At 70.1% G+C, this 24,091-nt stretch carries 27 protein-coding genes; 13 read left to right on the top strand and 14 right to left on the bottom strand.

The annotated features are described in order from the left end of the window. Position 1: 1 nt before the first annotated feature. From QC180_RS02270 to QC180_RS02255, 4 genes are read right to left on the bottom strand one after another with little or no spacing between them, the layout of a single operon-like run. Positions 2-535 (bottom strand): copper resistance CopC family protein, encoded by a 534-nt coding sequence (locus QC180_RS02270; RefSeq protein WP_474646376.1) that lies wholly within the window; start codon positions 533-535, stop codon positions 2-4. Further along, complete coding sequence (locus tag QC180_RS02265; protein WP_278260856.1) at positions 532-1,182, bottom strand: YcnI family copper-binding membrane protein; 651 nt, start codon at positions 1,180-1,182, stop codon at positions 532-534. Before QC180_RS02265 ends, QC180_RS02270 begins: the two co-directional genes overlap by 4 nt. A gap of 39 nt (positions 1,183-1,221) precedes the next feature. Next, the gene (locus QC180_RS02260; protein WP_278260855.1) at positions 1,222-1,791 is read right to left on the bottom strand and encodes a hypothetical protein; all 570 of its coding nucleotides are present in this window, start codon (positions 1,789-1,791) and stop codon (positions 1,222-1,224) included. A gap of 7 nt (positions 1,792-1,798) precedes the next feature. Then, positions 1,799-2,473 (bottom strand): DUF6474 family protein, encoded by a 675-nt coding sequence (locus QC180_RS02255; protein WP_278260854.1) that lies wholly within the window; start codon positions 2,471-2,473, stop codon positions 1,799-1,801. Positions 2,474-2,708: 235 nt separating this feature from the next. Here QC180_RS02255 and QC180_RS02250 point away from each other — a divergent pair, with 235 nt between their 5' ends. The 4 genes from QC180_RS02250 to QC180_RS02235 all read left to right on the top strand — a co-directional run bounded on the left by QC180_RS02250 (position 2,709) and on the right by QC180_RS02235 (position 7,716). Next, positions 2,709-4,304 carry a TM0106 family RecB-like putative nuclease gene (locus tag QC180_RS02250; RefSeq protein ID WP_278261182.1) on the top strand — a complete coding sequence of 532 codons (1,596 nt, stop codon included), beginning with the start codon at positions 2,709-2,711 and terminating at the stop codon, positions 4,302-4,304. Between the two features lie 13 nt (positions 4,305-4,317). Continuing rightward, positions 4,318-6,276: a molecular chaperone HtpG gene (gene htpG / locus QC180_RS02245; protein ID WP_278260853.1), complete on the top strand. Its 1,959-nt coding sequence runs from the start codon at positions 4,318-4,320 to the stop codon at positions 6,274-6,276. Positions 6,277-6,382: 106 nt separating this feature from the next. Beyond that, positions 6,383-6,832: a GNAT family N-acetyltransferase gene (locus QC180_RS02240; RefSeq protein WP_278260852.1), complete on the top strand. Its 450-nt coding sequence runs from the start codon at positions 6,383-6,385 to the stop codon at positions 6,830-6,832. Between the two features lie 65 nt (positions 6,833-6,897). Continuing rightward, on the top strand, positions 6,898-7,716 hold the full coding sequence (locus QC180_RS02235; protein ID WP_278260851.1) for a class I SAM-dependent methyltransferase: 819 nt from the start codon (positions 6,898-6,900) through the stop codon (positions 7,714-7,716). Between the two features lie 50 nt (positions 7,717-7,766). Here the strand turns inward: QC180_RS02235 and QC180_RS02230 are convergent, their stop codons facing one another. Then, on the bottom strand, positions 7,767-8,534 hold the full coding sequence (locus tag QC180_RS02230) for an SDR family NAD(P)-dependent oxidoreductase (protein WP_278260850.1): 768 nt from the start codon (positions 8,532-8,534) through the stop codon (positions 7,767-7,769). A gap of 144 nt (positions 8,535-8,678) precedes the next feature. On the opposite strand from QC180_RS02230, the gene QC180_RS02225 reads away from it, so the two are divergent. Beyond that, a complete protein-coding gene (locus tag QC180_RS02225) occupies positions 8,679-9,554 on the top strand; it encodes an SDR family NAD(P)-dependent oxidoreductase (protein ID WP_278260849.1) in 876 nt (291 codons plus the stop codon). Continuing rightward, positions 9,551-10,195: a TetR/AcrR family transcriptional regulator gene (locus QC180_RS02220; protein WP_278260848.1), complete on the top strand. Its 645-nt coding sequence runs from the start codon at positions 9,551-9,553 to the stop codon at positions 10,193-10,195. The genes QC180_RS02225 and QC180_RS02220 overlap by 4 nt, the downstream gene beginning before the upstream one ends. Here the strand turns inward: QC180_RS02220 and QC180_RS02215 are convergent. From QC180_RS02215 to QC180_RS02200, 4 genes are all read right to left on the bottom strand, one after another. Further along, positions 10,171-10,878: a TMEM165/GDT1 family protein gene (locus QC180_RS02215; protein WP_278260847.1), complete on the bottom strand. Its 708-nt coding sequence runs from the start codon at positions 10,876-10,878 to the stop codon at positions 10,171-10,173. The two genes, QC180_RS02220 and QC180_RS02215, sit on opposite strands and share 25 nt — an antisense overlap. A gap of 357 nt (positions 10,879-11,235) precedes the next feature. Continuing rightward, positions 11,236-11,763, bottom strand: a complete 528-nt coding sequence (locus QC180_RS02210) for a peptidase (protein WP_278260846.1) — start codon at positions 11,761-11,763, stop codon at positions 11,236-11,238. A gap of 154 nt (positions 11,764-11,917) precedes the next feature. Then, entirely contained in the window at positions 11,918-12,541 is a 624-nt protein-coding gene (locus tag QC180_RS02205) for a superoxide dismutase (protein ID WP_278260845.1), read from the bottom strand. Positions 12,542-12,710: 169 nt separating this feature from the next. Next, on the bottom strand, positions 12,711-13,322 hold the full coding sequence (locus QC180_RS02200; RefSeq protein WP_278260844.1) for a hypothetical protein: 612 nt from the start codon (positions 13,320-13,322) through the stop codon (positions 12,711-12,713). Positions 13,323-13,689: 367 nt separating this feature from the next. Between QC180_RS02200 and QC180_RS02195 the strand changes: the two genes are divergently transcribed. The 4 genes from QC180_RS02195 to QC180_RS02180 all read left to right on the top strand — a co-directional run bounded on the left by QC180_RS02195 (position 13,690) and on the right by QC180_RS02180 (position 17,017). Next, the gene (locus tag QC180_RS02195) at positions 13,690-14,049 is read left to right on the top strand and encodes a rhodanese-like domain-containing protein (RefSeq protein WP_278260843.1); all 360 of its coding nucleotides are present in this window, start codon (positions 13,690-13,692) and stop codon (positions 14,047-14,049) included. Between the two features lie 67 nt (positions 14,050-14,116). Further along, positions 14,117-15,097: a DUF4328 domain-containing protein gene (locus QC180_RS02190; RefSeq protein WP_278260842.1), complete on the top strand. Its 981-nt coding sequence runs from the start codon at positions 14,117-14,119 to the stop codon at positions 15,095-15,097. Continuing rightward, positions 15,094-15,855, top strand: coding sequence for a glycerophosphodiester phosphodiesterase (locus QC180_RS02185; RefSeq protein WP_278260841.1), 762 nt, complete (start codon positions 15,094-15,096; stop codon positions 15,853-15,855). The genes QC180_RS02190 and QC180_RS02185 overlap by 4 nt, the downstream gene beginning before the upstream one ends. A gap of 241 nt (positions 15,856-16,096) precedes the next feature. Beyond that, the gene (locus QC180_RS02180; protein WP_278260840.1) at positions 16,097-17,017 is read left to right on the top strand and encodes a DUF5926 family protein; all 921 of its coding nucleotides are present in this window, start codon (positions 16,097-16,099) and stop codon (positions 17,015-17,017) included. A 53-nt stretch (positions 17,018-17,070) separates the two neighbouring features. Here QC180_RS02180 and QC180_RS02175 read toward each other — a convergent pair whose 3' ends face one another. From QC180_RS02175 to QC180_RS02155, 5 genes are all read right to left on the bottom strand, one after another. Further along, positions 17,071-17,619, bottom strand: a complete 549-nt coding sequence (locus QC180_RS02175; RefSeq protein WP_278260839.1) for a ferritin — start codon at positions 17,617-17,619, stop codon at positions 17,071-17,073. A gap of 97 nt (positions 17,620-17,716) precedes the next feature. Next, the gene (locus tag QC180_RS02170) at positions 17,717-18,247 is read right to left on the bottom strand and encodes a ferritin (protein ID WP_278260838.1); all 531 of its coding nucleotides are present in this window, start codon (positions 18,245-18,247) and stop codon (positions 17,717-17,719) included. Positions 18,248-18,256: 9 nt separating this feature from the next. Further along, positions 18,257-19,903 carry an LCP family protein gene (locus tag QC180_RS02165; protein ID WP_474646375.1) on the bottom strand — a complete coding sequence of 549 codons (1,647 nt, stop codon included), beginning with the start codon at positions 19,901-19,903 and terminating at the stop codon, positions 18,257-18,259. A gap of 132 nt (positions 19,904-20,035) precedes the next feature. Further along, on the bottom strand, positions 20,036-20,812 hold the full coding sequence (locus QC180_RS02160; RefSeq protein ID WP_278261180.1) for a CPBP family intramembrane glutamic endopeptidase: 777 nt from the start codon (positions 20,810-20,812) through the stop codon (positions 20,036-20,038). Positions 20,813-20,884: 72 nt separating this feature from the next. Continuing rightward, on the bottom strand, positions 20,885-21,646 hold the full coding sequence (locus QC180_RS02155) for a DUF2470 domain-containing protein (protein WP_278260837.1): 762 nt from the start codon (positions 21,644-21,646) through the stop codon (positions 20,885-20,887). 111 nt (positions 21,647-21,757) lie between these two features. On the opposite strand from QC180_RS02155, the gene QC180_RS02150 reads away from it, so the two are divergent. The 3 genes from QC180_RS02150 to QC180_RS02140 all read left to right on the top strand — a co-directional run bounded on the left by QC180_RS02150 (position 21,758) and on the right by QC180_RS02140 (position 23,997). After that, positions 21,758-22,156: a hypothetical protein gene (locus QC180_RS02150; protein WP_278260836.1), complete on the top strand. Its 399-nt coding sequence runs from the start codon at positions 21,758-21,760 to the stop codon at positions 22,154-22,156. A gap of 261 nt (positions 22,157-22,417) precedes the next feature. Next, on the top strand, positions 22,418-23,332 hold the full coding sequence (gene pheA, locus QC180_RS02145; RefSeq protein ID WP_278260835.1) for a prephenate dehydratase: 915 nt from the start codon (positions 22,418-22,420) through the stop codon (positions 23,330-23,332). Further along, positions 23,329-23,997, top strand: coding sequence for a histidine phosphatase family protein (locus QC180_RS02140; protein WP_278260834.1), 669 nt, complete (start codon positions 23,329-23,331; stop codon positions 23,995-23,997). Before pheA ends, QC180_RS02140 begins: the two co-directional genes overlap by 4 nt. Positions 23,998-24,091: the final 94 nt, after the last annotated feature.

The following is a 24,091-nucleotide window of genomic DNA, read 5'->3' as shown; positions in this document are numbered from 1 at the left end:
GCTACTTCGCGCGACGGCCGCCGAGCAGCGCCACCGCGAGCCCGGCGCCGAACAGCACCACGCCACCGGCGATGAACACCCACACGGGCACCCCGCCGGAGTCGCCGCCGCCCTCGGCCTGGTCCTCGCCCGGGCGCGGGCCCGGCGTGCCGGTGCCCGCCTTGCTCAGCGTGAAGGTCCTGGTCCCGCTGACGGGATGACCGTCGGCCGAGGTCACCCGGAACGCGAGCGTGTACTCACCCACCGGCCCCAGCTCGCCGAGCTCCACACTCACCGTGTTGCCCTCGACGCTGGCCTTGCCCTTCGACCACAGTCTGCCGTCGGGCCCGACCACGGTCAGCGACGGAAAGCTCTCCTGCAGTGCCTCGTTGAAGGTGATGCTGGCGCGCGCGGGACCGCTCTCGATGGTCGTGCCGTTCTCCGGCACGCTGCTCACGGCCGCCGAATGCGCGTTGGCGAAACCCGCCGCCGCGAACGCCGAGGCGAACAGCCCGGCGAGCAACACGGTGAGCACCCGCTCGACGAGGCGCGTCACGAGCGCCGTCCACGGAAGACCAGGCCGAGGCCGAGCGCCGCGGCGAACAGGCCGAGCGCCAGGCCGATCCCGCCCAGCCAGCGGGCGACGGTATCGGTCTCGGCCTCGGCGGCATCGCCCGCGGCGACCTGGTGGTCGTCACCGTGCGCGCCGCCGGAGGCGCTCAGGGTGAGCGAGGGCGCCGGGTGTTCGGGCTCGGCGCCGTCGGTGCTGGGCTGATCCCAGGCGACGACCTTGCCGTCGCTGTAGGTCTGCTGGGCCGGGAAGCTCAGCGTCTCCTGCTTCGGCAGCGGGCCGAGGGAGAGCACGAAGCGCTGGAACTGGCCGGGGCCGACGCCCTTGTTGCCCGGGTCGGCGGTCCACACGGCCGCGACCGCCTCGCCCTTGTCGTTGCGCTCGATCGTGGCGGTCCACCCGGCCAGCGGTTCGGTGCGCACGCTCTTGAGATTCGGCACGGTGACGCGCAGTCCGGTGGTGGACGCGGTCTCGGATTCGGTGGGCACCTTGAAGGTGGCCACAGTGTACCCGCCCTGGGCCGCGCCGGGCGCGTCGACCGTCACGTGCGCGGCCGCGCTACCGCAGGCGGCCAGGACCAGCCCGGCCGCGAGTGCCGCCGTGCCGGTGCCACGGGTGATGAAGTTGTGCATGGAATTGCCTTCTGTCCGAAGAGATCTGAGGTCGGGGGATCAGGCGGACAGGGGTGGGGCACGCGGGCTGCGCGCGCCTTTCGGACGGGCGCCACGCGGGGCGACGGGAGTGTCGAACCAGTGCGCGAGGCGCGGGCCGACGGGGGAGACCGGGGCGGCGAGCACGGCCCGAAGGGTGCTCGACGCGACGAGATACAGCCGCTCGGCGGCGAGAATCAGTGCGGCGCAGGCGAAGGCGGCGAGCAGGTGCGCCGCGATCATCGGCGCGCCGGGCAGATGCACCAGGTCGCCGTGGTGGTCCAGGGTCGCCGAGAGGGCGAAGTGGCCGACCCACTGCCCGCCGACCAAAGCCGCGCCGGTGCGCGCGGCGGGAGCTCGGAGCGTACGACGAACAGCGGAATCCGGCTGTGGCGCAAGGCGTCCGGCGGCAGTCGAGCGCGCGCCACCGGCGAACATCCCCGCCGCCAGCGAAACCACCAGCAGCAGACCGATCTCCGCCGAACGCGGCACCCCGCCACCGCCGATCCCGTGCGCGGCGACGGCGAGCGCGCCGACGAGCACGCCACAGCCACCACCGCGCAGGCGGGCGGTGAGCTGGGGCGTGGTCACGACGGGATCAGCGCACGCCGAGGCGGGCGAGCGCGTCGTTCTCGAGCACGGACAGTTCGGACGAGATGGAGGCGTGCACGGCCTTGCGGCGCGGCGCGGGCATCTGTTCGGCGGTGTTCACCGCGACGTTCAGGTCGGTCAGGCGCGAGCGGGCGGCCTCGACGAACTTCTTGGTGTCGGCGTCGCCAGGGGCGTCGCCCGCGATCTTGTCCAGCGCGGACTCGGTGTTGGTGATGCGGGCCTGCAGGCGCGCGCCGTGGCCGCTGAACTCGCCGAGCTGCTCGAGGCCGATGCCCAGCTGCTGGGCCTTGCGCGCGTCGAGCTGCCCGCGCACGAAGGTGGCGCCGCGGTAGGCCAGCGGGGCCAGCACCGGGATGAGCACCCGCGCGACGCCGATGTACTTGCGGATCTGGGCCGCGCTGAACAGTTCGCGCTCGGCCTTGGCGGCCACCTTCTGGGCGGCCTTCTCCTCGGCCTGCAACGTCGCGATCTGCGCCTTGGCGACCTTGGCCTCGGTGCGCGCCTGCGCCTTGACCGCCTTGCGCGAGGTGCGCTCGCCCGCCTTGGCGGCCTTGCGATCGTTCTTGGCGGTCAGCTTCGCCTCCACGGCGGCCTTGTGCTTGAGCGCCTTCGCCTCCGCGCGTCGGCTGGGACGCCGCTTACGCTTGCTGAACAACCCCATGAGATCAGGCCCTCCGTCATGCTCGCCAAGTCATGAGACAGCGCCACCGCGCGGTGGCCTGCCGTACTCGTAGCGTAGTGGGCCGAGGGTAGCGATTGGGCATTGTGTCGGGGGGAGGGACCATACTGCTTGCGTGCGTGCAGCCGAGGACGACTTCGACGGCGGGCCGGTGCGATGCCCGGCCCCCGCTTCCGCTGCGCCCGATCGGGGTGCCGAGAGCGGGGCGCCATCCCGGATCGCCTTCCTGGACGCGCGCTCGCTGATCGGGTGCCGACACCGTCTGCACCTGGACGCTCAGCATCCCGAGCTGCTCGCCGAGGTGCGCGAGGACCCGGGCGTGCAGCAGCGTCGCGAGGCCGCCACCGCGCACCGGGCCAAGGTGCGCGACGAGCTGGTCGCCGCCGACCCCGACGCGTGGGTGGTGATCGACCCGGGGCTGCGCGCGGCCGAACGCGTCGTCGCCACCATGGGCGCGCTCGAGGCGGGCGTACCGCGCATCTGGGGCGCGCTGCTGCCGCAGGAGGCCGACACCGGCCGTCGCGGTGGCGTGGAGTTCCTGCTGCGCGACGCCGAGCGCGGCGGCTACATCCCGATCATCGTGGTCAACCACAAGGTCACCGACCCGCGTCGCCCCGACCCGGCCGATTTCCACCCCCTCACCTCGGACCTGTTCCGCTGGGCCCCGCGCCGCGACAAGCACGTGAAACTGCGCCCGCAACCGCGCGACCAGCAGCGCCTCGCGCATCTGTACCGCATGCTGCAGCGCTACGGCATGGCCAGCCCCGCCCTGGTCGGCGGTGCCATCGGCCTGGCCTTCGACCGCATCCTCGTCCACGACCTCACCACCGTGCTGGCCGACTACGACCAGCGCTACGGCGACCGCATCGCGGTGGTGCGCGGCGAATCGCCCACCCAGCCGTCGAAGGTGCCCGAGTGCAGGCAGTGCCCGTGGTGGGTGCGCGGGCCGGAGGGGTCGGCGAGCTGTGAGGGCCAGCTGGCGCTGATGCGGGATGTGAGCCTGGTCGCGCCGGGTTCGCGGGCCGAGGTGCTGCGCGGACACGGCGTGCAGACCATCGACGAACTGGCCGCCTGGGAGGGCGACGACCCCGAGGACTGGCAGCACGGCCCGTTCACCGAGGCCGTGGTCACCGCGCGCGCCTGGATCGCGGGCGCGCCGCTGGTGCGCCGCTTCGAGCGGGTCAGCGTGCGTCGCGCCGACGTGGAGGTCGACGTCGACCTGGAGAGCTACCAGGAGGACGGCGCCTACCTGTGGGGCACCCTGCTCGACGGCGTCTACCGCCCCTTCCTCACCTGGGTCCCGCTGCCCACCACCGACGAGGGCCGCTCCTTCGGCGAGTTCTGGACCTGGCTGATGAGTGTGCGCGCCGAGGCCCACGCGGCGGGCAAGACCTTCGCCGCCTACTGCTATTCGCGCACCGCCGAGGACAAGTGGCTCTACGAGTCGGCTCGCCGCTTCGCGGGCATGCCCGGCGTCCCCACCCACGAGCAGGTGCGCGCCTTCGTCGACTCCGTCGAATGGGTCGACATGTTCCAGGCCGTCACCGAACAGTTCATCTGCCCCAACGGCAAGGGCCTGAAGAAGATCGCCCCCGTCGCGGGCTTCCACTGGCGCGACGCCGAAGCCAGCGGCGAGGCCTCCATGGGCTGGTACCGCCGCGCCGTCGGCTACGACGCCCCCAGCGACCTGTCCCAGCGCACCCGCCTACTCGAATACAACGAAGACGACGTCCGAGCCACCCAGGTCCTGCGCGACTGGATGACCCACCGAGCCGTCGACGAGGTTCCCGCCCTCCCGGATTTCGGGCGGTAATAATATCGGGGGCGTGACTGAGCACGTCGAAACTCTCGAGTTCCAGGCCGAGACCCATCAGCTTTTGGAGCTGATGATCCACTCGGTCTACTCCAACAAAGACACGTTCCTGCGGGAGCTGATCTCGAACGCTTCCGACGCACTGGACAAGCTGAAGCTGGCCGCGTTCCAGGACAAGGATCTGGTCGCCGACACCTCCGATCTGCACATCGAGCTGGAGGTCGACGCCGACAAGCGGGTCCTGACCGTGCGCGACAACGGCATCGGCATGTCCCGCGCCGAGGTGATCGATCTGATCGGCACCCTGGCCAAGTCCGGCACCGCCGAGCTGCGCCGCAAGCTCACCGAGGCCAAGTCCGACGCCGCCGCCGAGGAGCTGATCGGCCAGTTCGGCATCGGCTTCTACTCCACCTTCATGGTCGCCGACCGCGTCACCCTCACCACCCGCAAGGCGGGCGAGGCCGAGGGCACCCGCTGGAGCGCCGCCGCGGGCAGCTCCACCTACGAGATCGACACCGTCGCCGACGCCCCGCAGGGCACCGCGGTGACCCTCGAGCTCAAGCCCGCCGACGAGGACGATCACCTCTTCGACTACACGCAGGAATGGAAGCTGCGCGAGATCGTCCGCAAGTACTCCGACTTCATCGCCTGGCCGATCCGCATGCAGGTCGAGCGCACCGTGATGGAGGGCGAGGGCGAGGACAAGGTCGAGAAGACCATCGTCGAGGACCAGACCCTCAACTCGCAGAAGGCGCTGTGGACGCGCCCGCGCGGCGAGGTCTCCGACGAGGAGTACAAGGAGTTCTACCACCACGTCAGCCACGCCTGGGACGAGCCGCTCGAGATCATCCCGATGAAGGCCGAGGGCACCTTCGAATACCAGGCCCTGCTGTTCATCCCGTCCACCGCGCCGTTCGACCTGTTCACCCGCGAGCACAAGCGCGGCGTGCAGCTCTACGTGCGCCGGGTGTTCATCATGGACAACTGCGAAGAGCTGATGCCCGAATACCTGCGCTTCGTCAAGGGTGTGGTGGACGCGCAGGACCTCTCGCTCAATGTCTCGCGCGAGATCCTGCAGCAGGACCGCCAGATCCAGATGATCCGCAAGCGCCTGGTCAAGAAGGTGCTGTCCACGGTCAAGGATCTGCAAGGCGCCGAGGATCAGACCAAGTACCAGACCTTCTGGTCGCAGTTCGGGCGAGTCCTCAAGGAGGGCCTGCTCTCCGACACCGACAACCGCGAAACCCTGCTCACCGTCTCGTCGTTCGCCTCGACGGCGTCGGATTCCGAGCTCACCACGCTGAAGCAGTATGTCGAGCGGATGCCCGAAGGCCAGGACGCGATCTACTACATGACCGGCGAAAGCCGTGCGCAGGTGGAGAACTCGCCGCACCTGGAGGCGTTCAAGGCCAAGGGCCGCGAGGTGCTGGTGCTCACCGATCCGGTCGACGAGATGTGGGTCGGCTCGGTGCCGGAGTTCGACGGCAAGAAGTTCCAGTCCATCGCCAAGGGTGAGGTCGACCTCGAGACCGAGGACGAGAAGAAGGAGACCGAGGCCCTGCGCGAGCAGCAGGACAAGGACTTCGCCGACCTGCTCACCTGGCTGGGCAAGACCCTCGACGAGGTCGCCAAGGAGGTGCGCCTGACCAACCGGCTCACCACCTCCCCGGCCTGCCTGGTCGGTGACGTCTTCGACTTCACTCCCATGCTCGAGCGCATGTACCGCGCCTCGGGCCAGGCGCTGCCGGAGTCCAAGCGCATCCTCGAGCTCAACCCCACCCACCCGCTGGTCACCGGCCTGCGCGACGCCTACGACGCCCGCAAGTCCGACGCCGACGAGGGCAAGGTCCCCGAGCTGGCCGAGACCGCCGAACTGCTCTACGGCACCGCCGTTCTCGCCGAGGGCGGCGAACTCAAGGACCCGTCCCGCTTCGCCCAGCTGCTCACCGAGCGCCTGACCCGCACGGTGTGACAGCGCGTGGTGCCCGGTTCGCCGGGCACCACGCTCCGGTCACAGCCGCGCACCGTTCACCGGGAATCGGCGTGCCGCGCACCGTCGCACGCGGCACCATGAAGTGATGGCGGGGCACGAGATCCGGCGGGCACGTCCCGGTGATTACGACGATCTGATCGCGGTGGTGGACAACTGGTGGGGGCGCACGGTCGTGCAGAACCTGCCCAGGATGTTCCTCGACCACTTCCATCGGACCAGCCTGGTCGCCGCCGACGAGGACGGGATCTCCGGATTCCTGGTGGGTTTCGGCTCGCCCTCCCAGCCCCGCACGGCGTACATCCATTTCGTGGCCGTGCGTCCCGATGCCCGCAAGGCCGGGCTGGGCCGCACCCTCTACGACCGGTTCTTCGAGCTCGCCAGGGCCGACGGCCGCGAGGTGGTGCAGGCGATCACCTCCCCGGCCAACTTCACCTCGATCGATTTCCACCGCAGCCTCGGCTTCACCGTCGTGGGTCCGGTCGCCGATTACAACGGTCCGGGCCGCGCGCTGATCACCTTCGCCCGGACGATCTGACTCAGCGCGCGCGAAAACGTAGTCTGGGCAACGACATCGGTGGTGTGCGAGAGGAACGATCGCGTATGTCGGAGGAGACGTCGGTCGCGGTGGGACCGTGGGATCTGGTGGCCGAGGGCTACGCGGCGACGGGGGAGACCGTGCTCGGCCCGTTCGCGGCGCACGCGCTCGAACACGTCGGACTCGGGCCGGAGAGCGAGATCGTCGACGTGGCGGCGGGTACCGGCCTGCTGAGTCTGGCCGCGGCGGCCAAGGGCGCGAAGGTCGACGCGATCGACCTGTCGGCGCCGATGATCGAGCAGCTCACCACCGCCGCCGAACTCGCCGGACACACCGCCATCACCGCGCAGGTGGGTGACGGTCAGGAATTGCCCTACGCCGACGCGAGTTTCGACGCGGGTTTCTCACTGTTCGGCCTGATGTTCTTCCCCGACCGGCCGCGTGGATTCGCCGAACTGCGGCGCGTGCTGCGCCCCGGCGCCACCGCCGTGGTCACCGCCTGGGCACCCGCCGTGGACTCCTCGCTCATGCGCGCCCTGTTCGGCGCGCTCACCGCGGGTGACCCGAATACTTCACTGCCCCGGCCGAACGCGCGCGAACTGGAGAACCCGGCCGTGTTCGAGGCGGAGATGCGTGCCGCGGGATTCGACGATGTCACGATCCGCCCGCACACCGTCGAGGTGTACTTCCCGGACGCGCAAGCCCTGTGGGACACCATGACCCGCAGCAGCGCCCCGCTCACCGTCCTCAGGCACGAAGTGGGCGAAGAAGAATGGCAGCGCCGCACCGAGGCCGCTATCGAACACCTGACCGTCACCTACCGCCCGAATACCGCCTTGTTCGCCAACGCGCTGATCGGCGTGGGCACCGTCCCGGCCGCATGAAAAGAACTGCCCGCCACCGGGTTCGGTAGCGGGCAGTTCCGAAGGATTACCTAGCGGGGGGCCATGCGCAGGGCGCCGTCCATGCGGATGGTCTCGCCGTTGAGGTAGTCGTGGGTGGCGATGTACTCCACCAGCTGGGCGTACTCGTCGGGGCGGCCCAAGCGCGACGGGAACGGCACACCGGCCTCGAGGCCCTTGCGGTACTCCTCGGTGACACCGGCCAGCATCGGGGTGTCGATGATGCCGGGGGCGATGGTGTTCACGCGGATGCCGAACTGGGCCAGGTCACGCGCGGCCGGAACGGTCATGCCGTGCACGCCACCCTTGGACGCGGAGTAGGCGATCTGGCCGATCTGGCCCTCGAACGCGGCGACCGAGGCGGTGTTGATCACCACGCCGCGCTGGCCGTACTCGTCGACCGGCTCGGTCTTGGCGATGGCGTCGGCGGCCAGGCGCATCACGTTGAACGTGCCGAGCAGGTTCACGGTGATGACGGTGCGGAACAGCTCCAGATCGTGCGGGCCGTTCTTGGACAGGATGCGACCGGCCCAGCCCACACCGGCACAGTTGACCACGATGCGCAGGGGCGCCGGGCCCTCGGTGATGGTCGCGATCGCGGCGGCGACCTCGTCGTTGCTGGTGACGTCGGCGGCGATCAGGGTGACACCGGCGGGGACGTTGTCGCCCGCGCGCTCGATGGACGCCGGAACGTCCAGCCCGAAGACGGTGGCGCCCGCGTCGGCCAGACGCTTGGCGGTGGCGGCGCCGAGGCCGGACGCGCCTCCGGTGACGATGGCGGCGGAACCCGAAATCTCCACGTTGATCCCTTTCTGATTAGCAAACTGCCAACAATGGCACCCTAGCCGCTCGCCGACGTGGTGCCTATCACGCCGCCCGACTACCCGGTAGGAGCTGGTGAATTACCAGTGAACAGGCATGTTTTCCGGTGGTAACGTGCCGTCATGAGTTGGTTCTCCGGGCCGTCGGTGGCCGGGCGCAAGGTGCTGATCACCGGGGCGGCGCGCGGGATCGGCGCCGCGCTGGCGGTGCGGCTGGCCGCGCGGGGCGCGCAGGTGGCGCTGCTGGGACTCGAGCCCGAACTGCTCGCCGAGGTGGCCGCCGAATGCGGCGGCGCGCCGTGGCGCTACTGCGATGTGGCCGATCGCGCGCAGGTCGAACGGGTGGTCGAGGCGCTGGTGGCCGAGCTGGGCGGGCTCGACGTGCTGGTGGCCAACGCGGGGATCGCCAAGCAGATGGCGATGGTCGGCGGCGATCCCGGCGTACTCGAGGAGACGCTGGCGGTCAACGTGCTCGGCGCGGCCTACGCGGTGCAGGCGGCGGGTGCGCATATCGCGCGACCGGGCGGGTATGTGCTGATGATGTCGTCGATCTCCACGGCGGTCCAGCTGCCGCTGGCCGGGGCCTACAGCGCTTCGGCGGCCGCGATCGAGGCGCTCGCCATCACCCTGCGCTGCGAGTTGCGCGCGACCGGCGCCCGGGTCGGCATCAGCTATTTCGCCGAGATCGACACCGACATGACCCGGCGCGGCTTCGGTACCGCCGCCGCGCACACCGTGCTCGCCGAGATCAGCCTCACCGGCATCTCCCCGATCGGACCGGCCGTCGACGCGCTCGAACGTGCCATCGCCCGGCGGAGCAAGACCGTGGTCTCCCCCTGGTGGGTGGCGCTGGTGCTGCCGGTGCGACCCTTGGCGCAGTTGGTGGTGCAACGGCTGCTCGGTAACAAGGTCGCCCGCGCGGTGGAGATCGCCCGCACCGAGGATGTCCCCTTCACCACCACCCAGCCTGCCCGTCCCCGCAGAATGGAACGACGATGAGCGATTCGGCCCCGACGCTGCGCCCACTGCCGCGCGGACGGCATCATCTGTCCCGCGAAGAAGTGGTGGCCTCCCAGCGCGAACGCATCCTGGTGGCGATGGGTGAGGCGATGACCGAGGGCGGTTACGTCGGCACGCCCGTCGCGGCGGTGCTCAAGCGCGCGGGGGTGTCCCGGGAGACCTTCTACGAACTGTTCCGCTCCAAGGAGGACTGCTTCGCCGCCGCGTTCGACCGCGTCTCGGGCCTGCTGGCGGCCAAGCTGCAGGCGGTGATCGCCGAGTGCGCCGACACCGACGCGCTGACCAGGATGGACTGCATCCTCACCGCCTACTTCGACCACATGATCGACGACCCCGCCTCGGCCCGGCTGTTCCTGGTGGAGGTCTACGCGGTGGGTCCGGCGGCGATCGAGGCGCGCATGGCCTTGCAGCAGCGTTTCGTAGAGGTGGTGGCGATCATGCTCGGCGCGGAGACCGAGGACCAGCGCTTCGCCTGCGCGACCCTGGCCGCCGCGATCGGCGCCATGGTCACCGGCCGGATCGCCGCCGACGAGCTCGACACCCTGCACGGCCTCAAAGACCAGCTCATCGCCCTGGCCAGCCGTTCCGGCACGCTCTACGGCAACGCCTTCGCGGGCTGATCCACCGGGCGCTCGGCTTCGCCACGGGTGAGCTTCCAGAGCCCCACCCCGGCACCAGCCAGCGCGGGCGCCAGCAGCGCCACCGCGACCCCACCCCAGCCGCCCAGGCCGGGCGCGAACGCGTCGAGCATCGTCTTGGCGGCGAAGAACAGGAACAGCAGCCCCGAGGCGATGGCGATGCCACGTTCGGGCAGGTGCTTGCCCGCCAGCTTGCCGACCAGGATGGCCAGCGCGCCCGCCGCGACCATGCCAGCCACCGAGCCGATCCAGACCGCGAGCCAGCTGTTGTTCGAGGCCAGCGCGGCGGCGGCGAACATGGTGCGGTCGCCGAGTTCGGCGAGCATGAAGGCCGAGATCACCACCAGGAAGGCGTTGCGGGTGCTCGGCGCCGGGGTCTCGTCGGCCTCGTCGGCCGAGCTCAGCGCGTCGCGCAGAGTCCACAGGCCGACGGCGAGCAGGGTGAGCGCGGTGACCACGGCGATGGCATTGGCGGGCAGCGCGGTACCGAGGAAATGGCCGACACCGGCGGCGATGAGATTCACCGCGACACTGGCGACGCTGATCCCGGCCAGCACCACCCACCAGCGATACCGCAGCGCGAAGGTCAACGCCATCAGCTGCGATTTGTCGCCGAGTTCGGCGAGGAACAGCACGCCGAAGCTCAACAGGATCGTGGTGATCATGAATTCAGCTCCCAGGACAACACTCCGGCCTGTGGCTGAGAGACGGGTGCGCCTTCAGCCACACCGGTCTACGGATCGGTTCGTGGCCGAAGGTCTCGCCCACCGGTGGTCAAACCGGTTCGCCCAACCGGACCGCGCCTAGGCGCTGATCAGTATGTCGATTGGGCGGATTGCGGGCTACTCCCCTTCGCTGCTGTCCACCCTAGCCCGATTGCTGCCGAGATGCCAACCCCGCGTCATCGAAATCGCCCCGGCCACAATAAGTTTGGCTGAGCGGCCCGGATAGTTCGGTTGCCCTTATTTCGGTGGTCCGGACGGCCGTTGCCAGGCATTCGCCGGACCGCTCGAGCGAAAGTCTCAGGCCGCCAGCAACATCGCGAGCACGGCGGTGTCGGGATCGCTGATGAGGTCCATGCCGACCCGGCTCACCAGCGAGGTGACCGTCCCGTCCAGCTCGGCCTCTGCCCAGGCCGCGCGATGCTCCAGACCCAGATGCGGCACGCCCGGCAGCAGCACGCAGCCCGAGGCCGCGCCCACGCATTCGGGCAGCGAGGGCCGCGTCTCCGAGGGCGGATGCAGCATCAGCAGCGCGGGCGGCACGTGGGCGGCGAAGCGGCCCGGCTCGAGCGCCTCGTCACCGAGCACCGGCCCCTCGGCCAGCACCAGCCCCACCGTGCCGGGCTGGGGATCGTCGGGCAGTTCCTCGCGCACTCCGAACACGGTGGTGGTCATCAGCAGGCCGGGCATCGAGGCCACCCGCACCGCGAGCACCAGCACCTGCGCCCATTCCTTGGTGGTGTCGGGCCACCGGCCCGAGACGACGAACCCGCACAACTGCCCACGCGCCTGGAACGGCGTGATCCCGATCGGACCCTGCGTCGTCATGATGGCCTCCCGATGTCCGGGGGCGACTTTGCCCGTATAGATCAGGAATAACCCGAAACCCATCTGGCACACAAGTACCACTGAGTGCCAGGAACTGCGCAAACAACGCAAAAGACCCCCCAGCGGTGCGCTGGGAGGTCTTTCGAGGGGTACCTCAGCCGAAGATGAGGCCCTTGCCCTGCGAGACGGCGCGGGCGAAGCGGTCCTGCACGTCGGCCCAGTTGACGACGTTCCAGAACGCGGTCACGTAATCGGCCTTGACGTTCTTGTACTGCAGGTAGAAGGCGTGCTCCCACATGTCGACCTGCAGCAGCGGGATGATGCCGATCGGCACGTTGGCCTGCTGGTCGTAGAGCTGGAAGGTCAGCAGGTTCTGGCCCAGGGTGTCGTAACCCAGGACGGCCCAGCCGGAGCCCTGCAGGCCGTTGGCCGCGGCGGTGAACTGCGCGCGGAACTTGTCGAACGAACCGAACTGGTCGTCGATCGCGGCGGCCAGCTCACCCTCGGGCTTGTCGCCACCGTTGGGGGAGAGGTTCTTCCACCAGATGGAGTGGTTGGTGTGGCCACCCAGGTGGAACGCCAGGTTCTTCTCGTGCAGGAAGATGGCGCCGTGATCGCCGGACTCGCGAGCGGCTTCCAGCTTCTCCAGTGCGGTGTTCGCGCCCGCGACGTAGGCGGCGTGGTGCTTGGAGTGGTGGATCTCGTTGATCTGCCCCGAGATGTGGGGCTCCAGTGCGCTGTAGTCGTAATCCAGATCCGGCAGCGTGTACTCGGCCACGTTGTCCCTTTCCTGTGTCGGGCTGTGTGCGCCCATTCGTTCGAGCACACCAACCATCATTCGTACACCCGCTCGCTGCAACCTTCTACACGCGCCTCCACATTCCCCTTCTGCTCACCGCGAGGTGAATGTGGTGGTGCGCGCCGGGTAACCCGCGCGCACGGTGTGATCACAGCGGAGGTGCTACATCGGCTTTCGAGGCGCGCGCGTCGCCGGAGTCGTGGGCGGCCCACCAGCGGCGGCCACCGGCGATGAACTCCGGCATCGGGATCTCCTGGCCCGCCAGATCGGTGACGGTGATCCGGTCGAACCACACACGCACATCGAGTTCGCGCGGGTCGATGCCCTCCTCCTGGGAGAACTCGATGACGTGCGCGGCGATGCGCTGATCGAGCACGGTGTCGAAGCTGAGCAGCTCGCTCCACAGCGCCCAGCCGCTGTCGTCGAGGTCGATGAACTCCCAGCCGTGCAGGCCGCCGCCGCCGAAGCTCTCGATGGCGTCGTCGAGCTGGTCGAGGGTCAGCGGCAGGACGCGGGCGTCGATGTCGTCCCAGCGCTGGATGCGCAGGGAGGCGGCGACGCGGGTGACGCCGGTGAAGGTGAGCAGGACTTTGGTGTCGGTGGGCGCGGGTCCGTCCGCGGGTAGCGTCAGCACCTCCAAGGCGAGTTGCAGCCGTCCGGCCGCAGCGTCCACTTCTACCCCGAGACAGGTGGATTCGGACAAAGCGGTATTCAGGCCGTTGATGTCGAAACTGTCGAGTAGCCCCCTGCTCACGTTCATGCGCTCAGGCTACCGATCCGCCCGCCCAGATCCCAGGATTTAGGATTTTCTCTAGGGATGTCGTTTTTATGGAACCGAATCGGGTCGGCTCGCGTCCAAGTAGATGTCGGGACCGCTGAGACTGCGGAATCCCGACGTCAGCGGCGAACGACCGCTCCGGGATGACATGGAGGGGAGTCCCGGATCGGTCGTTCCCGCTAGTCTTCCGAGGTCTCGACGTCGGTTGATAGCCCCATCCTCACGAATGTGTGCTGACCGATAGCTGAGTCCTGTGGATCAAGTTGTGGATGGTGTGGATAACCGGGTTCGATCCACCGACCACGCACAGGCGCGCCCGGGGTCGGGCCCGACATGGCAGGATCGAGGCGTGACGAGCTCCGATGTCCCGACGGTGCCGGTGGGTGCGGTACCCGCCGCGTTCGACAACGCCGAACCGGTCCCCGGCGCCCAACTGCTCGACGTGCGCGAACCCGACGAATGGGCCCTCGGGCACGCGCCCGGCGCGGTCCACATCCCCATGGTCGACGTGCCCGCCCGGCTCGACGAGCTGGACATCGACGCGCAGCTGTACGTGGTGTGCAGGCAGGGGGGACGTTCGATCGAGGTCGTGCGTTATCTGGCCCATATCGGGTACGAGGCGGTGAACGTCGCGGGTGGCATGGTGGCCTGGCAGCGCACCGGCCGCCCGGTGGTCGCCGACGGCGAGCACGAAGCCAAGATCTACTAGTCCGGAACGGGGTGCGCGGGTGAGTTCGGTGGTGCAACCATGTGCACGCTGTGGCGCGCGGTGGGCGGTGCAGGGCGCGCCGATGCACTGGTGCCCGCGCTGCCGTGGCGTGCTGCTGTCGCCGGGCAAGGTCGACGCCCCCGCCGCGCAGCGCAACTATCGCTGGGTCGCGCGTCGTCCCGACCATCGCACCCGGCGGGCCACCGCGTCGAGCGGCACCGCCCCGCTCGGACCCACCCCGCACTACCGCGAGACCCCGCGCTGGGGCCTGCTCGACGCCCCGCCCCAGGCCGCCGCCGTCGCCCCGCGTCCGCTGCGCGGCCTGGCCGCCCGCCGCGACGAACTGCTGATGACCAGCGTGTTGGCCTTCCTGCTGGCCGCCCTCGCCGAATACGGCCGCTACCTGATCCTGCTGCGCAACCGCACCCGGCTCATCCCCGAGTGGCTGCTGTGGCTGTCGGACTCCACGGTGTGGGTCTTCGGCACGCTCGCCCCGATCGTCGCCCTGCTGACCGCGTTGTCGCTGGTGGCCTGGCTGATCGAGGCCAGGCGCGAGACCTTCGCCGCGGCGGGCCGCCGCGATCCACGCAGACGCTGGACGCTGATCGCGGGCTGCGTGATCCCCGGCGTGAACCTGATCTGGCCCGGCGTGTTCCTCACCGAACTGCTCGGTGCCGACCCGAATCCACGGGCGCTGCGCGCGGTGCGGATCTGGTGGGCGGCGTGGGTGGTCAGCGGGCTGGTGCTGGTGGTCGCGACGCTGTGGCGCGACGCGGGCACCCTGCAGGCCGAGGCCGACGGCGTCTCGTTCACCGCGTTCAGCGATCTGTGCGCGGCCGGGTTCGCGGTGCTCACGCTGTGGACCGTGCGCCTGCTCGAGGGTCGTGACCTGCGCGGCGAAGCCCGCTCGGCGCATCGCTGGGTGCGCGCGGCCGATCCGGCTCAGGTCGTCATCGCCCCGGTCCGGCCGGGTGCGCCCGCAGCGGTCGAACGCGCGGATTCCGCCGACACCGGCGAGAATGCGCTGGAGGAGGTCGTGGCCAAGTGAGCCAGAGCAATCGCGCGCCGTTCGTGGTGGCGCACCGCGGCGCGTCCGGGACGCGTCCCGAGCACACCCTCGCGGCCTACGAACTGGCCCTGCAGGAGGGGGCCGACGGTGTCGAGTGCGATGTCCGGCTGACCCGCGACGGGCACCTGGTCTGCGTGCACGACCGCACCGTCGACCGCACCTCCGACGCCACCGGCCTGATCAGCGAACTCACCCTGGCCGAACTCCAGGACATGAACTTCGGCACCGCCGAGGAGCCGCAGAGCGTGCTGGCCCTGGCCGACCTGATCAGTCTGGTCCTGGACTGGCGCAGCAGGCCGACCAAGCTGTTCATCGAGACCAAGCACCCCGTGCGCTACGGCGCCCTGGTGGAGAACAAGGTGCTCGCCGAACTCCAGCGCTTCGGCATCGCCACCCCCGCCTCGGCCGACCACTCCCGCGCGGTGGTGATGTCGTTCGCCGCCACCGCGGTCTGGCGCATCCGCCGCGCCGCGCCGCTACTGCCGACCGTCCTGCTCGGCGAGTCCTCCCGCTTCCTCGGCGGCGGCGCCGCGACCACCGTCGGCGCGACCGCGGTCGGCCCCTCGGTGAAGACGCTGCGCGAACACCCGGAACTGGTCGACAAGGCCGCCGCCGCGGGCCGCGCCACCTACTGCTGGACCGTCGACCACCCCGACGACGTGAAACTGTGCGCCGACCTGGGCGTCAGCTGGATCGCGACCAACCACCCGGCCCGAACCAAGGCTGTGTTGGATTGAGCGCTGGCGCGCTCGAGTCGCGGCCCCCTGGGGGGCCGCCGGTCAGGCGCCGTTGCTTGCTCCTTCGTCGCGTACGCAACGGCGCCTGACCGGCGGCCCGGGCCGCGACCGGCCGACTTCGTCGGCCGCCGCTCCTCGGGGTCGCGGGTGCGGGGCCGGGCGTGTGTGGGGTGACGGTGCGTGGAGCTGGGAAGGTGTGGGGGAGTGACGGTCGACATAGCGCTCGCCCTAGACTTCCGGCGTGGGTAAAAGCAAGCGGAACAGTCCGAAGCCCGACAGTAATCGGGCTCAGCGGCTCGCCGAGCGGCGTGCGGCGCAGGAGCAGGCATCTGCGGCCGTGACGCGGCCGTTCGAGGGGCTTGCCGCCGAATGTGATCTGGTGGCGCTGCGGGAGTTCGTGCCGTCGGCGACCGCGACCTTGAAGCTGGCGCCCGGCGTCGCCGCCCAGCGCGAGGTCACCCTGGCGACGGTGCTGCCCGGTGCGGTAGCCGCGCTGGTGCGCGCCGCGGACGAGCCGGTGGGCTTCGTCGGCACGCAGATGCAGTACCAGGGTAACGACCCGTCGGCCGATATCGCCGCGGCCATCCTGTGGACCCAGTCCGCCGAGCCGGGCGAGTCGCTGACCTCGGCCGAGTCGGTCGCGGGTGGTCCGCGCCTTGGCGACGTCATCGACCCCGGTGCCGATCTCGAGCTCACCGTGCACCAGGACTTCGACTGGTGGGTGCCCGAGGGCGTCACCCCGGACCCGCAGGTCGCGGCCACCATCGAGCAGGCCAAGCAGGCGATCATGCCCTCGGCGCGCCTGGATCTGGGTGCCGACGGTGTCGGCGCGGCCTGGTGGGTCGACGCGGGCGAGAAGGCGCACGTGCGCTGGGTCCGTCCCGAGGACGAGGACGCGCTGATGCTGGCGCTGGCCCGCGTGCACGCCACCGGCGGTCTGCACATGGGTGAGGGTTCGCGCTTCGCGGGCTCGTTCCGCACGCACGGCCTGCTGGTCCCGGTGTTCGACCTCGATCCCGAGCGGCACCCCACCGAATGGGAGGCGCCCGCGCGCGAATTCGGTGCTCGCCTGGCCGAGGCGCTGGCCTCGAAGGCCGAGATGACCAGCGCCGAACGCCGGTCGCGCGATGGTCTGCGGTCGCGCCAGGTCACCCTGCGCTGAACCGACACGACGGATCAGGCTCGCACCCGCGAGCCTGATCCGGCCGTCACGAGCTAGACGCTGCCGCCCGCGACCGTGGGCGCGCCCGAGGCTTCCTTCGGGGTGCTGAGCTCGCGCCACATGAACGCCTCCAGGTCGAACAGGTTCGACCCGGCGCGATCGGCGATGTTGAGCAGCGTGGTCATGTTGGCGACCTCTTCGACCTGTTCCTTCAGGAACCACTGCATGAACTGCTCGCCGAGGTAGTCGCCCTCTTCGCGAGCGGTGCTGGCCAGGCGCACGATCTGGTCGGTGACCGTCTTCTCCTGGGCCAGCGCGAGCTCGATCGGCTCGCGGGCGTTCTCGAAGCTGGACTTGGCCGCGTCGATGCCCGCGATATCGACGGCGATATCCCGATCGACGAAATACTGCACGATCATCATGGCGTGATTGCGCTCTTCGACCGACTGCGCGTAGAAGCGCTTGGCCAGCTGCGGCAGGTCGTTGTTGTCGAACCACACAGCGATCGCGATGTACTGGTGTTCGGCGTTGAACTCATGCCGGATCTGATCTTGGAGCAGGCCGTGGAATTTACTGCGAGGGGGTTCCGGATGAATCGACATGGCCGCCACATTAGCCCTGGTCAGAGGGCTTGTCATCCAAGTGCAGCCTTATTGAGGACAGTATTCCCTAACCAAGTATTTCCTAATTGAGCATTCCCTAACCGGTGCCCGCCATGCGTGGCGCGGTGTTGTCGACGGGTACCGAACCGGTCAGTTCGCGACGGATGAATTCCTCCACATCGAACAAATTGTCCTGCCGGTCCAGCACCGTCAACAGGGTGTCCATCTCCGCGACATCATCGATCTGTTCGCGCAGGAACCACTGGATGAATTGTTCGCCGAGGAAATCACCGGAGTCGCGCGCGGCCGCGGCGAGGGCGCTGATCTGCGCGGTGGTGGTCCGCTCGCGGTCGAGCAGGAAGGCGATGGCGGCGCGCGGGGAGTCGAAGTCCGAGCGGATCTCGTCGAGGCCGCCGATCCGCACGCCCGCGTCGCGGTCGAGCAGATACTGCACCATCCGCAGCGCGTGCCCGCGATTGGCGGTGGATCTGGCGTAGGTCTGGGCGGCCAGTTCGGGCAGGCGCTGGGCGTCGAAGTAGACGGCGGCGGCCAGATACTGCTGGGCACTGGTGAGCCCGTGGCGGATCTGGTCGCGCAGCATGTCAGGGAACGTGCGGTCCTCGGCCATCCTTCGACGTTACCGCGTCAGCAGGTCCTCCGGAATCGGCCGATCGTTGGCGATGGCGTCGAAGAAGTCGGGGGCCTTGGCCTTGTCCCAGAGCAGCACATTGCCCACATCGGTGTCGTCGAAGCCGCCGATCGGGACGCTGGTGGTCACCGTGTCGCCGCGCATCGCCCAGCCGAGCGCGGCCAGGTTCCAGATGTGGTCGCCCTCGTCGACCTTGAGCGATCCCGCGACGCCGGTGGCCATCGGCCACAGCGCGAACGGATTGGCCAGGGTGCCCATGCTGGTCGCCTTCTTCAGCAGCGCCGACATGAAGATCCGCTGGTGGTTCATCCGGTCGACATCGGCGCGCGGGGTGGCGCGGGTGCGCACGAAACCCAGTGCCTGCGGGCCGGTCAGCCGCTGACAGCCCGCGGGCAGGTCGAGCCCGGCCAGCGGGTCGACGATCGGGTCGTCCAGGCACACATCGATGCCGCCGAGGGCGTCGACCACGCTGGCGAAGCCGCCGAAACCGATCTGCGCGTAGTGGTCGATGCGCACGCCGGTGGCCTGCTCCACGGTCTGGACCAGCAGTTCCGGGCCGCCCAGGGCGAAGGAGGCGTTGAGCTTGTCCTTGCCGTAGCCCGGAATGCTCACGTAGGAATCGCGCGGCAGGCTCACCATGGTGGTCGGGCCGGAACCGGGGATGTGCACCAGCATGATCGTGTCGGTGCGCTCGGTGCCGTCGATGTCGCCGCCGGTGGCGAGTTCCTGTTCCTGTTCGGGCGTCAGGTCGCCGCGGCTGTCGGAGCCGACCAGCAGCCAGTTGGTGCCGGGGGTGTTGCCGACGCGGTCGCTGTAGGAGGTGAGCGCGTCGATGCGGGTCAGCGAGTTGTCCAGGTGCACGATCCCCGCGACGAGCCCGACCACGAGCAGCACCACCAGCACCAGGAACCACCGCAGCGGATGACGCCTGCGCCTGCGTCGCGGCGGTTGCGGCTGCCTGCCCGCCTCGGACGGCGGGGGCGTGCGGCGCGGCGGCAGCGAGTCGTGGTGTGGGACCGGGCGCTGGGTGGGGGCGTGCCGGAGGGGTTCGCGGCGCGGCGGTGGCTGCGCGTGGGGTTGCCGGGCTTTGACGTGCTCGCGCGGCGGCAGCTGCTCGCGCGGCGGCATCTGGGAGTAGGCCAGCGGCGCGTCGCCACGGCCGTCGCGGTGCATGACCTGGGTCGGCTCGATGTGGGAGGCGGGTGGTCGGCGATCCGACGGCGGGGTGTGGCGGACGGTCTGTCCGTCGGCGGGTGGCGGGACCGGTCGTCGGCCGGGGCCGCCCGGTGGCGTGCGGCGCGCGGCGAGGGGATCGGCGGCCGGATCGCGGCGGTCGCCGGGGCGGGCGACGTCGGACGGCCGGTGCGGCGGCGCGTGCGGACCCGCAGGGGGCGCGACGCGGTCGCCGCGGCCGGGCGCGGGGCGGTCGCCCGGCGGGTGGGGGTACGCGTCGTCGAGCGGCGGGCGTCGTCGGTCGGCGGCGGGAGGTCGGCCGTCGCGGGGCGGGGTGCGGCGCGGGGCGGGACCGTCGGGGCGCCTGCCGCCCGCGGGGCCATCGGACGGCGGCAGGGGCGGCTGACCGGGGCGGCCCTGAGGTGGCGGCACCCGGCGCCGGTGTGGATCGTCGCCGTTCATCACCGTGGCACTCTACTGATCGTCGGGAGCGCGGGCCGGTTGTGCGCGCTCGGTCACTACTGGATACCCCCGCGGGCGGTCGGTGTTAGCGCGAAACGCGGTCGAGTGGCCGAACTCGCCGCGACACGCCGATCACGGCAGCCACGACACGCGTCCACGCAGCACGTTGTAGCCGAGGTAGGCGACCGCGTCGATGAGCGCGTGGGCCAGAATCAGCGGCCACAATCTGTTGGTCTTCTGCCAGTAGCGGCCGAAGATGATTCCCATCACGATATTGCCGAGCCCGCCGCCCAGACCCTGGTACAGGTGATAGCTGCCGCGCAACAGCGACGAGGTGAGCAGCGCGGAATTGTCCGACCAGCCCAGCTTGCGCAGCCGGGTGAGCAGATAGGCCACCACCAGCACTTCCTCGGCCACCGCGTTCGCGCAGGCCGAGGCCACCAGCACCGGCAGCCGCCACCAGTGCTCCGAGAGCGAACTGGGCACGATGGTCACGCTGACCCCGAGCGCGTGTGCCACCAGATACAGCGCCAGACCGGGCAGCCCGATCAGCGCGGCCAGGCCGAGGCCGGGCAACACGTCGGCCCGGCCGATTCTGGCCAACCCGATGAGCCGGGGGCCGATGCCGCTGCGCCACAGCAGATACAGACCGAGGGCGGCCCAGGCCAGCAGGCGGGTCACGCCCACGAGTTGGAAGAGCAGGTCGAGCAGGGAATTGTTTGATCGGGAGGCGTTGAGCGCCACCGTCCGTCCGCCGACGCCGCCGGGAGACAGCGCCGAATCGAGCAGCGACAGGGCCGCGCTGATGCCGCTGAGGCCGAACGTCACCAGCAGCACGATGACGATCTCGCACTGGATCTCGCGGCGGCTGAGCTCGCGGGTCGGCGGGGTCTGCGGTGCGGCGTTCAGGCGCCTGCTCCTTCGCTGTCGGTCGGTCGACGTCACGCCGACCGGCTCCAGCGAAGTCTAGGCAGGCCGGGATCAGATGCGGCGCAGGCCGTTCAGGAACGGGCACCCGGCCAGGATGCGCACGGCCTTGCTCAGCGACTCCACGTCGTCGGCGGGCGTGGCGAAGGGCAGCCGAACGTCGTGGTCGGCCTCGGGGCCCTCCACGCGCAGGGTCAGGCCGTAGCGGTCGATGGCCAGCGGGTGCACCATGCCGCCGCGCAGGCGGGTGGGCAGGTGCCGGGAGAGCTGGGCGACGACGTCGGCGTGGTCCTCGGCCATGTGCTGCAGCCAGGCGCTTTCCATCTGGCAGAACGGATCCGGTGAGGCGTTGCGCAGGTCGGCGTGGTCGACGGATTCGGCGCCGGAGGTGTCGGCGAGTACCGCCGAGTTCACCACCACCCGCAGCAGCGTGGTGGTGTGGCCGACGTCGAGCAGGCCCGGATGCGGGAACTCCTTGGCGATCTCCACCGCGAGCGCGCGCTGCGCCTGCGCGGGCACCTGCCGCACCCAGCCGCGCAGCCAGACCAGCGCGCGCACCGGCTCGCGCAGCGGCAGCGGCGCGTGGTCGGTGAGTTCCAGCACTGCCGAGGTCTCGTTGGCCGTGGCCGCCAGCGCCGCCGCGAGCGAGCTCGACGGGACCGCGATCACCGCGTCGCCACAGCGCCGCACGTGATGCAGCGTGGTGGCGACCGGATCGATGCCGGGCAACGCGAGCACCGCGGTCTCCGCGTGCGCACACGCGCTGCGGACCCGCTCCGCGGTGCTCGGCGCGACGATCGTGGTGGGGCTCGACATGACAACCTCCGCGAACTGACGATTAGGTAAACCTAAGCTAAGTTACGAAGCCGCTACGCGCAAGAGGACACCCCTGATGAACTGTCTCGAATTCCCGTCTACGGTGATCGGATGACGCACGACGACCACGAACCCGTCCTGGTCACCCTCTCCACCCCCGCCCGCCGCAGCCTGGTCGCGGGCCTGCTCCGCCCCGAAGGCAGCACCCCCGACCCCGTCGACGTCGACATCCCCGACCCCGACCTGGCAGCGTTCCTGGCCGGTATCGCCCACGCCGACCACGGCTTCACCGCCCGCACCACCAGCGGCCCCCGCGCCCTGGCCGTAGTCGCGGGCACCGTAGCCGCCCTCTGCGGCGAAGACATCCCCACCGCCCTCGCCACCCCCAACGTGCCCTTCCTCAAGGGCCTCAAACCCCCGGCCATCGAAGCCACCCGCACCGTCCTGCTCGGCATCGAAACCCCCGTCGAGCAAGAAGTAGCGGCCGCCCTCGCCGTCCTCGACTCCTAACGCCGCCGCGCCCGCAACTGACACACCTGACGCCACCGAACCCTTAGCACCGCAACGCTCGCAACCAACTCCCGCGACGGCACGGGCCACCTGACGCCACCAACGCCACCCCCGAAACTCAACCCCCACGGTTTTCGGCCGCCTCGCATCCGAGGGGCGAGACGTCACGGCGTAGCCGGAGTATCGCTCCTCGGATGCGAGGCCCAAGGGGCCGAAAACCACGCGGCGCCAGCCGCCAATCAACACAGCTAAAATGACACAGTGCCACGTATCGGGTATTTCGGGCCATCTGGAACGTTCACCGAGATGGCTCTGGTCAAGTTCGAGAACTCGGGAGCCTTCGACGGGCCCGTCGAGCGGATCGCCGCGCCCAGTCAGGGGGCGGCGCTGGATCTGATCCGCTCCGGTGACGTCGAGGCCGCCGTGGTGCCGATCGAGAGTTCGGTGGAGGGGTCGATTCCGGCGACCCTGGATTCGCTGGCCATCGGTCCTCGGTTGCAGATCGTCGCCGAGACCGAGTTGGAAGTGAGCTTCGCGATCCTGGCCCGGCCGGGGCACACCCTCGAGCAGGTGCGCTCGCTGGCCGCCTATCCGGTGGCCGGTGCGCAGGTCAGGGAGTGGGTGGCGCGCACGCTGCCCGACGCGCAGCCCTATATCTCGGCCTCCAACGCGGCGGCCGCCGAGGACGTGGCCGCGGGCAAGGCCGACGCGGCGGTGTCGACGGCGTTGGCGGGTGAGCGGCTCGGTCTGGTCGCCCTGGCCGAGGGTGTGGCCGATCACGACCAGGCGATCACCCGTTTCGTGCTGGTGACCCGCCCCGGTGTGGCCCCGCAGGCCTCCGGTGCCGACCGCACCTCGATCGTGCTCGAACTGCCCAACGAGCCGGGTTCGCTCATGCGCGCGTTCGCCGAATTCGCCACCCGCGGCGTCGATCTCACCCGTATCGAATCCCGCCCGACCCGCACCGGCATGGGCACCTACCGCTTCTATCTGGACTGTGTCGGCCACCTCGACGACCCGGCTGTCGCCGAGACGCTCAAGGCGCTGCACCGCACGGCCCGCGTGCGGTTCCTGGGTTCCTGGCCCGCCACCGCGGCGGTCGGCACCCCGCCCCCGTCCGACGAGCCCGCCGCCGAATGGCTCACCCAGCTGCGAAAGGGAGTCGCCGACCTATGACGACACGCGCGAAGCTGATCCTGGTGCGCCACGGCGAGACCGAGGGCAATGTCGCCAGGATCCTCGACACCCGGGTTCCCGGCCTGCCGCTCACCGAACGCGGTGTGGCGCAGGCGAAGGCGTTCGGCTCCGGCCTGCTGACCCCGCCGCGGGTGCTGGTGTCCTCGGAGGCGCTGCGGGCCCGCCAGACCGCCGGGTACATCGAGGCGGCGACCGGCACCCTCACCCAGGTGCTCGATGGTCTCTTCGAAGTCCAGGTCGGTGACCTGCACGGCCGCTCCGACCCGGAGGCGCACGATCTGTTCCAACGGATCTATCGCGGCTGGCACCTCGGCGAACTCGATGCCCGCGCTCCCGGCGGCGAATCCGGCCGAGAAGTGCTCGACCGCATCCTGCCCGTGCTGGGCGGCCTGCGCGAGGAGTTCCTCACCGGCGACGCCGCGGGCGATGTGATGGTGGTGAACCACGGCGCCGCCATGCGTCTGGTGGGCAAGGCACTGGCCGGGGTGGCGCCGCCGTTCACGACGAACAACCACCTCGACAACACCGAGACCATCGAACTGCTCCCCACCGAGGACGGCGGCTGGGAGTGCCTGCGCTGGGGCAGGTTCACGCCGCCGTTCACGGTGAAGGCGGAACCGACCGCCGACGACCCGATGGGCTAATGCTCAGCCGTCCGCAGGTGACGGCCGCCGCCGAGGACGACCCGATGGGCTAATGCTCAGCAGTCGGCAGGTGACGGCCGCCGCCGGGGACGAC

The sequence above is a fragment of the Nocardia anocheti genome (assembly GCF_029675105.1).
Taxonomy (GTDB): Bacteria; Actinomycetota; Actinomycetes; order Mycobacteriales; family Mycobacteriaceae; genus Nocardia.
This window is presented reverse-complemented; position numbering and strand designations above follow the sequence as displayed.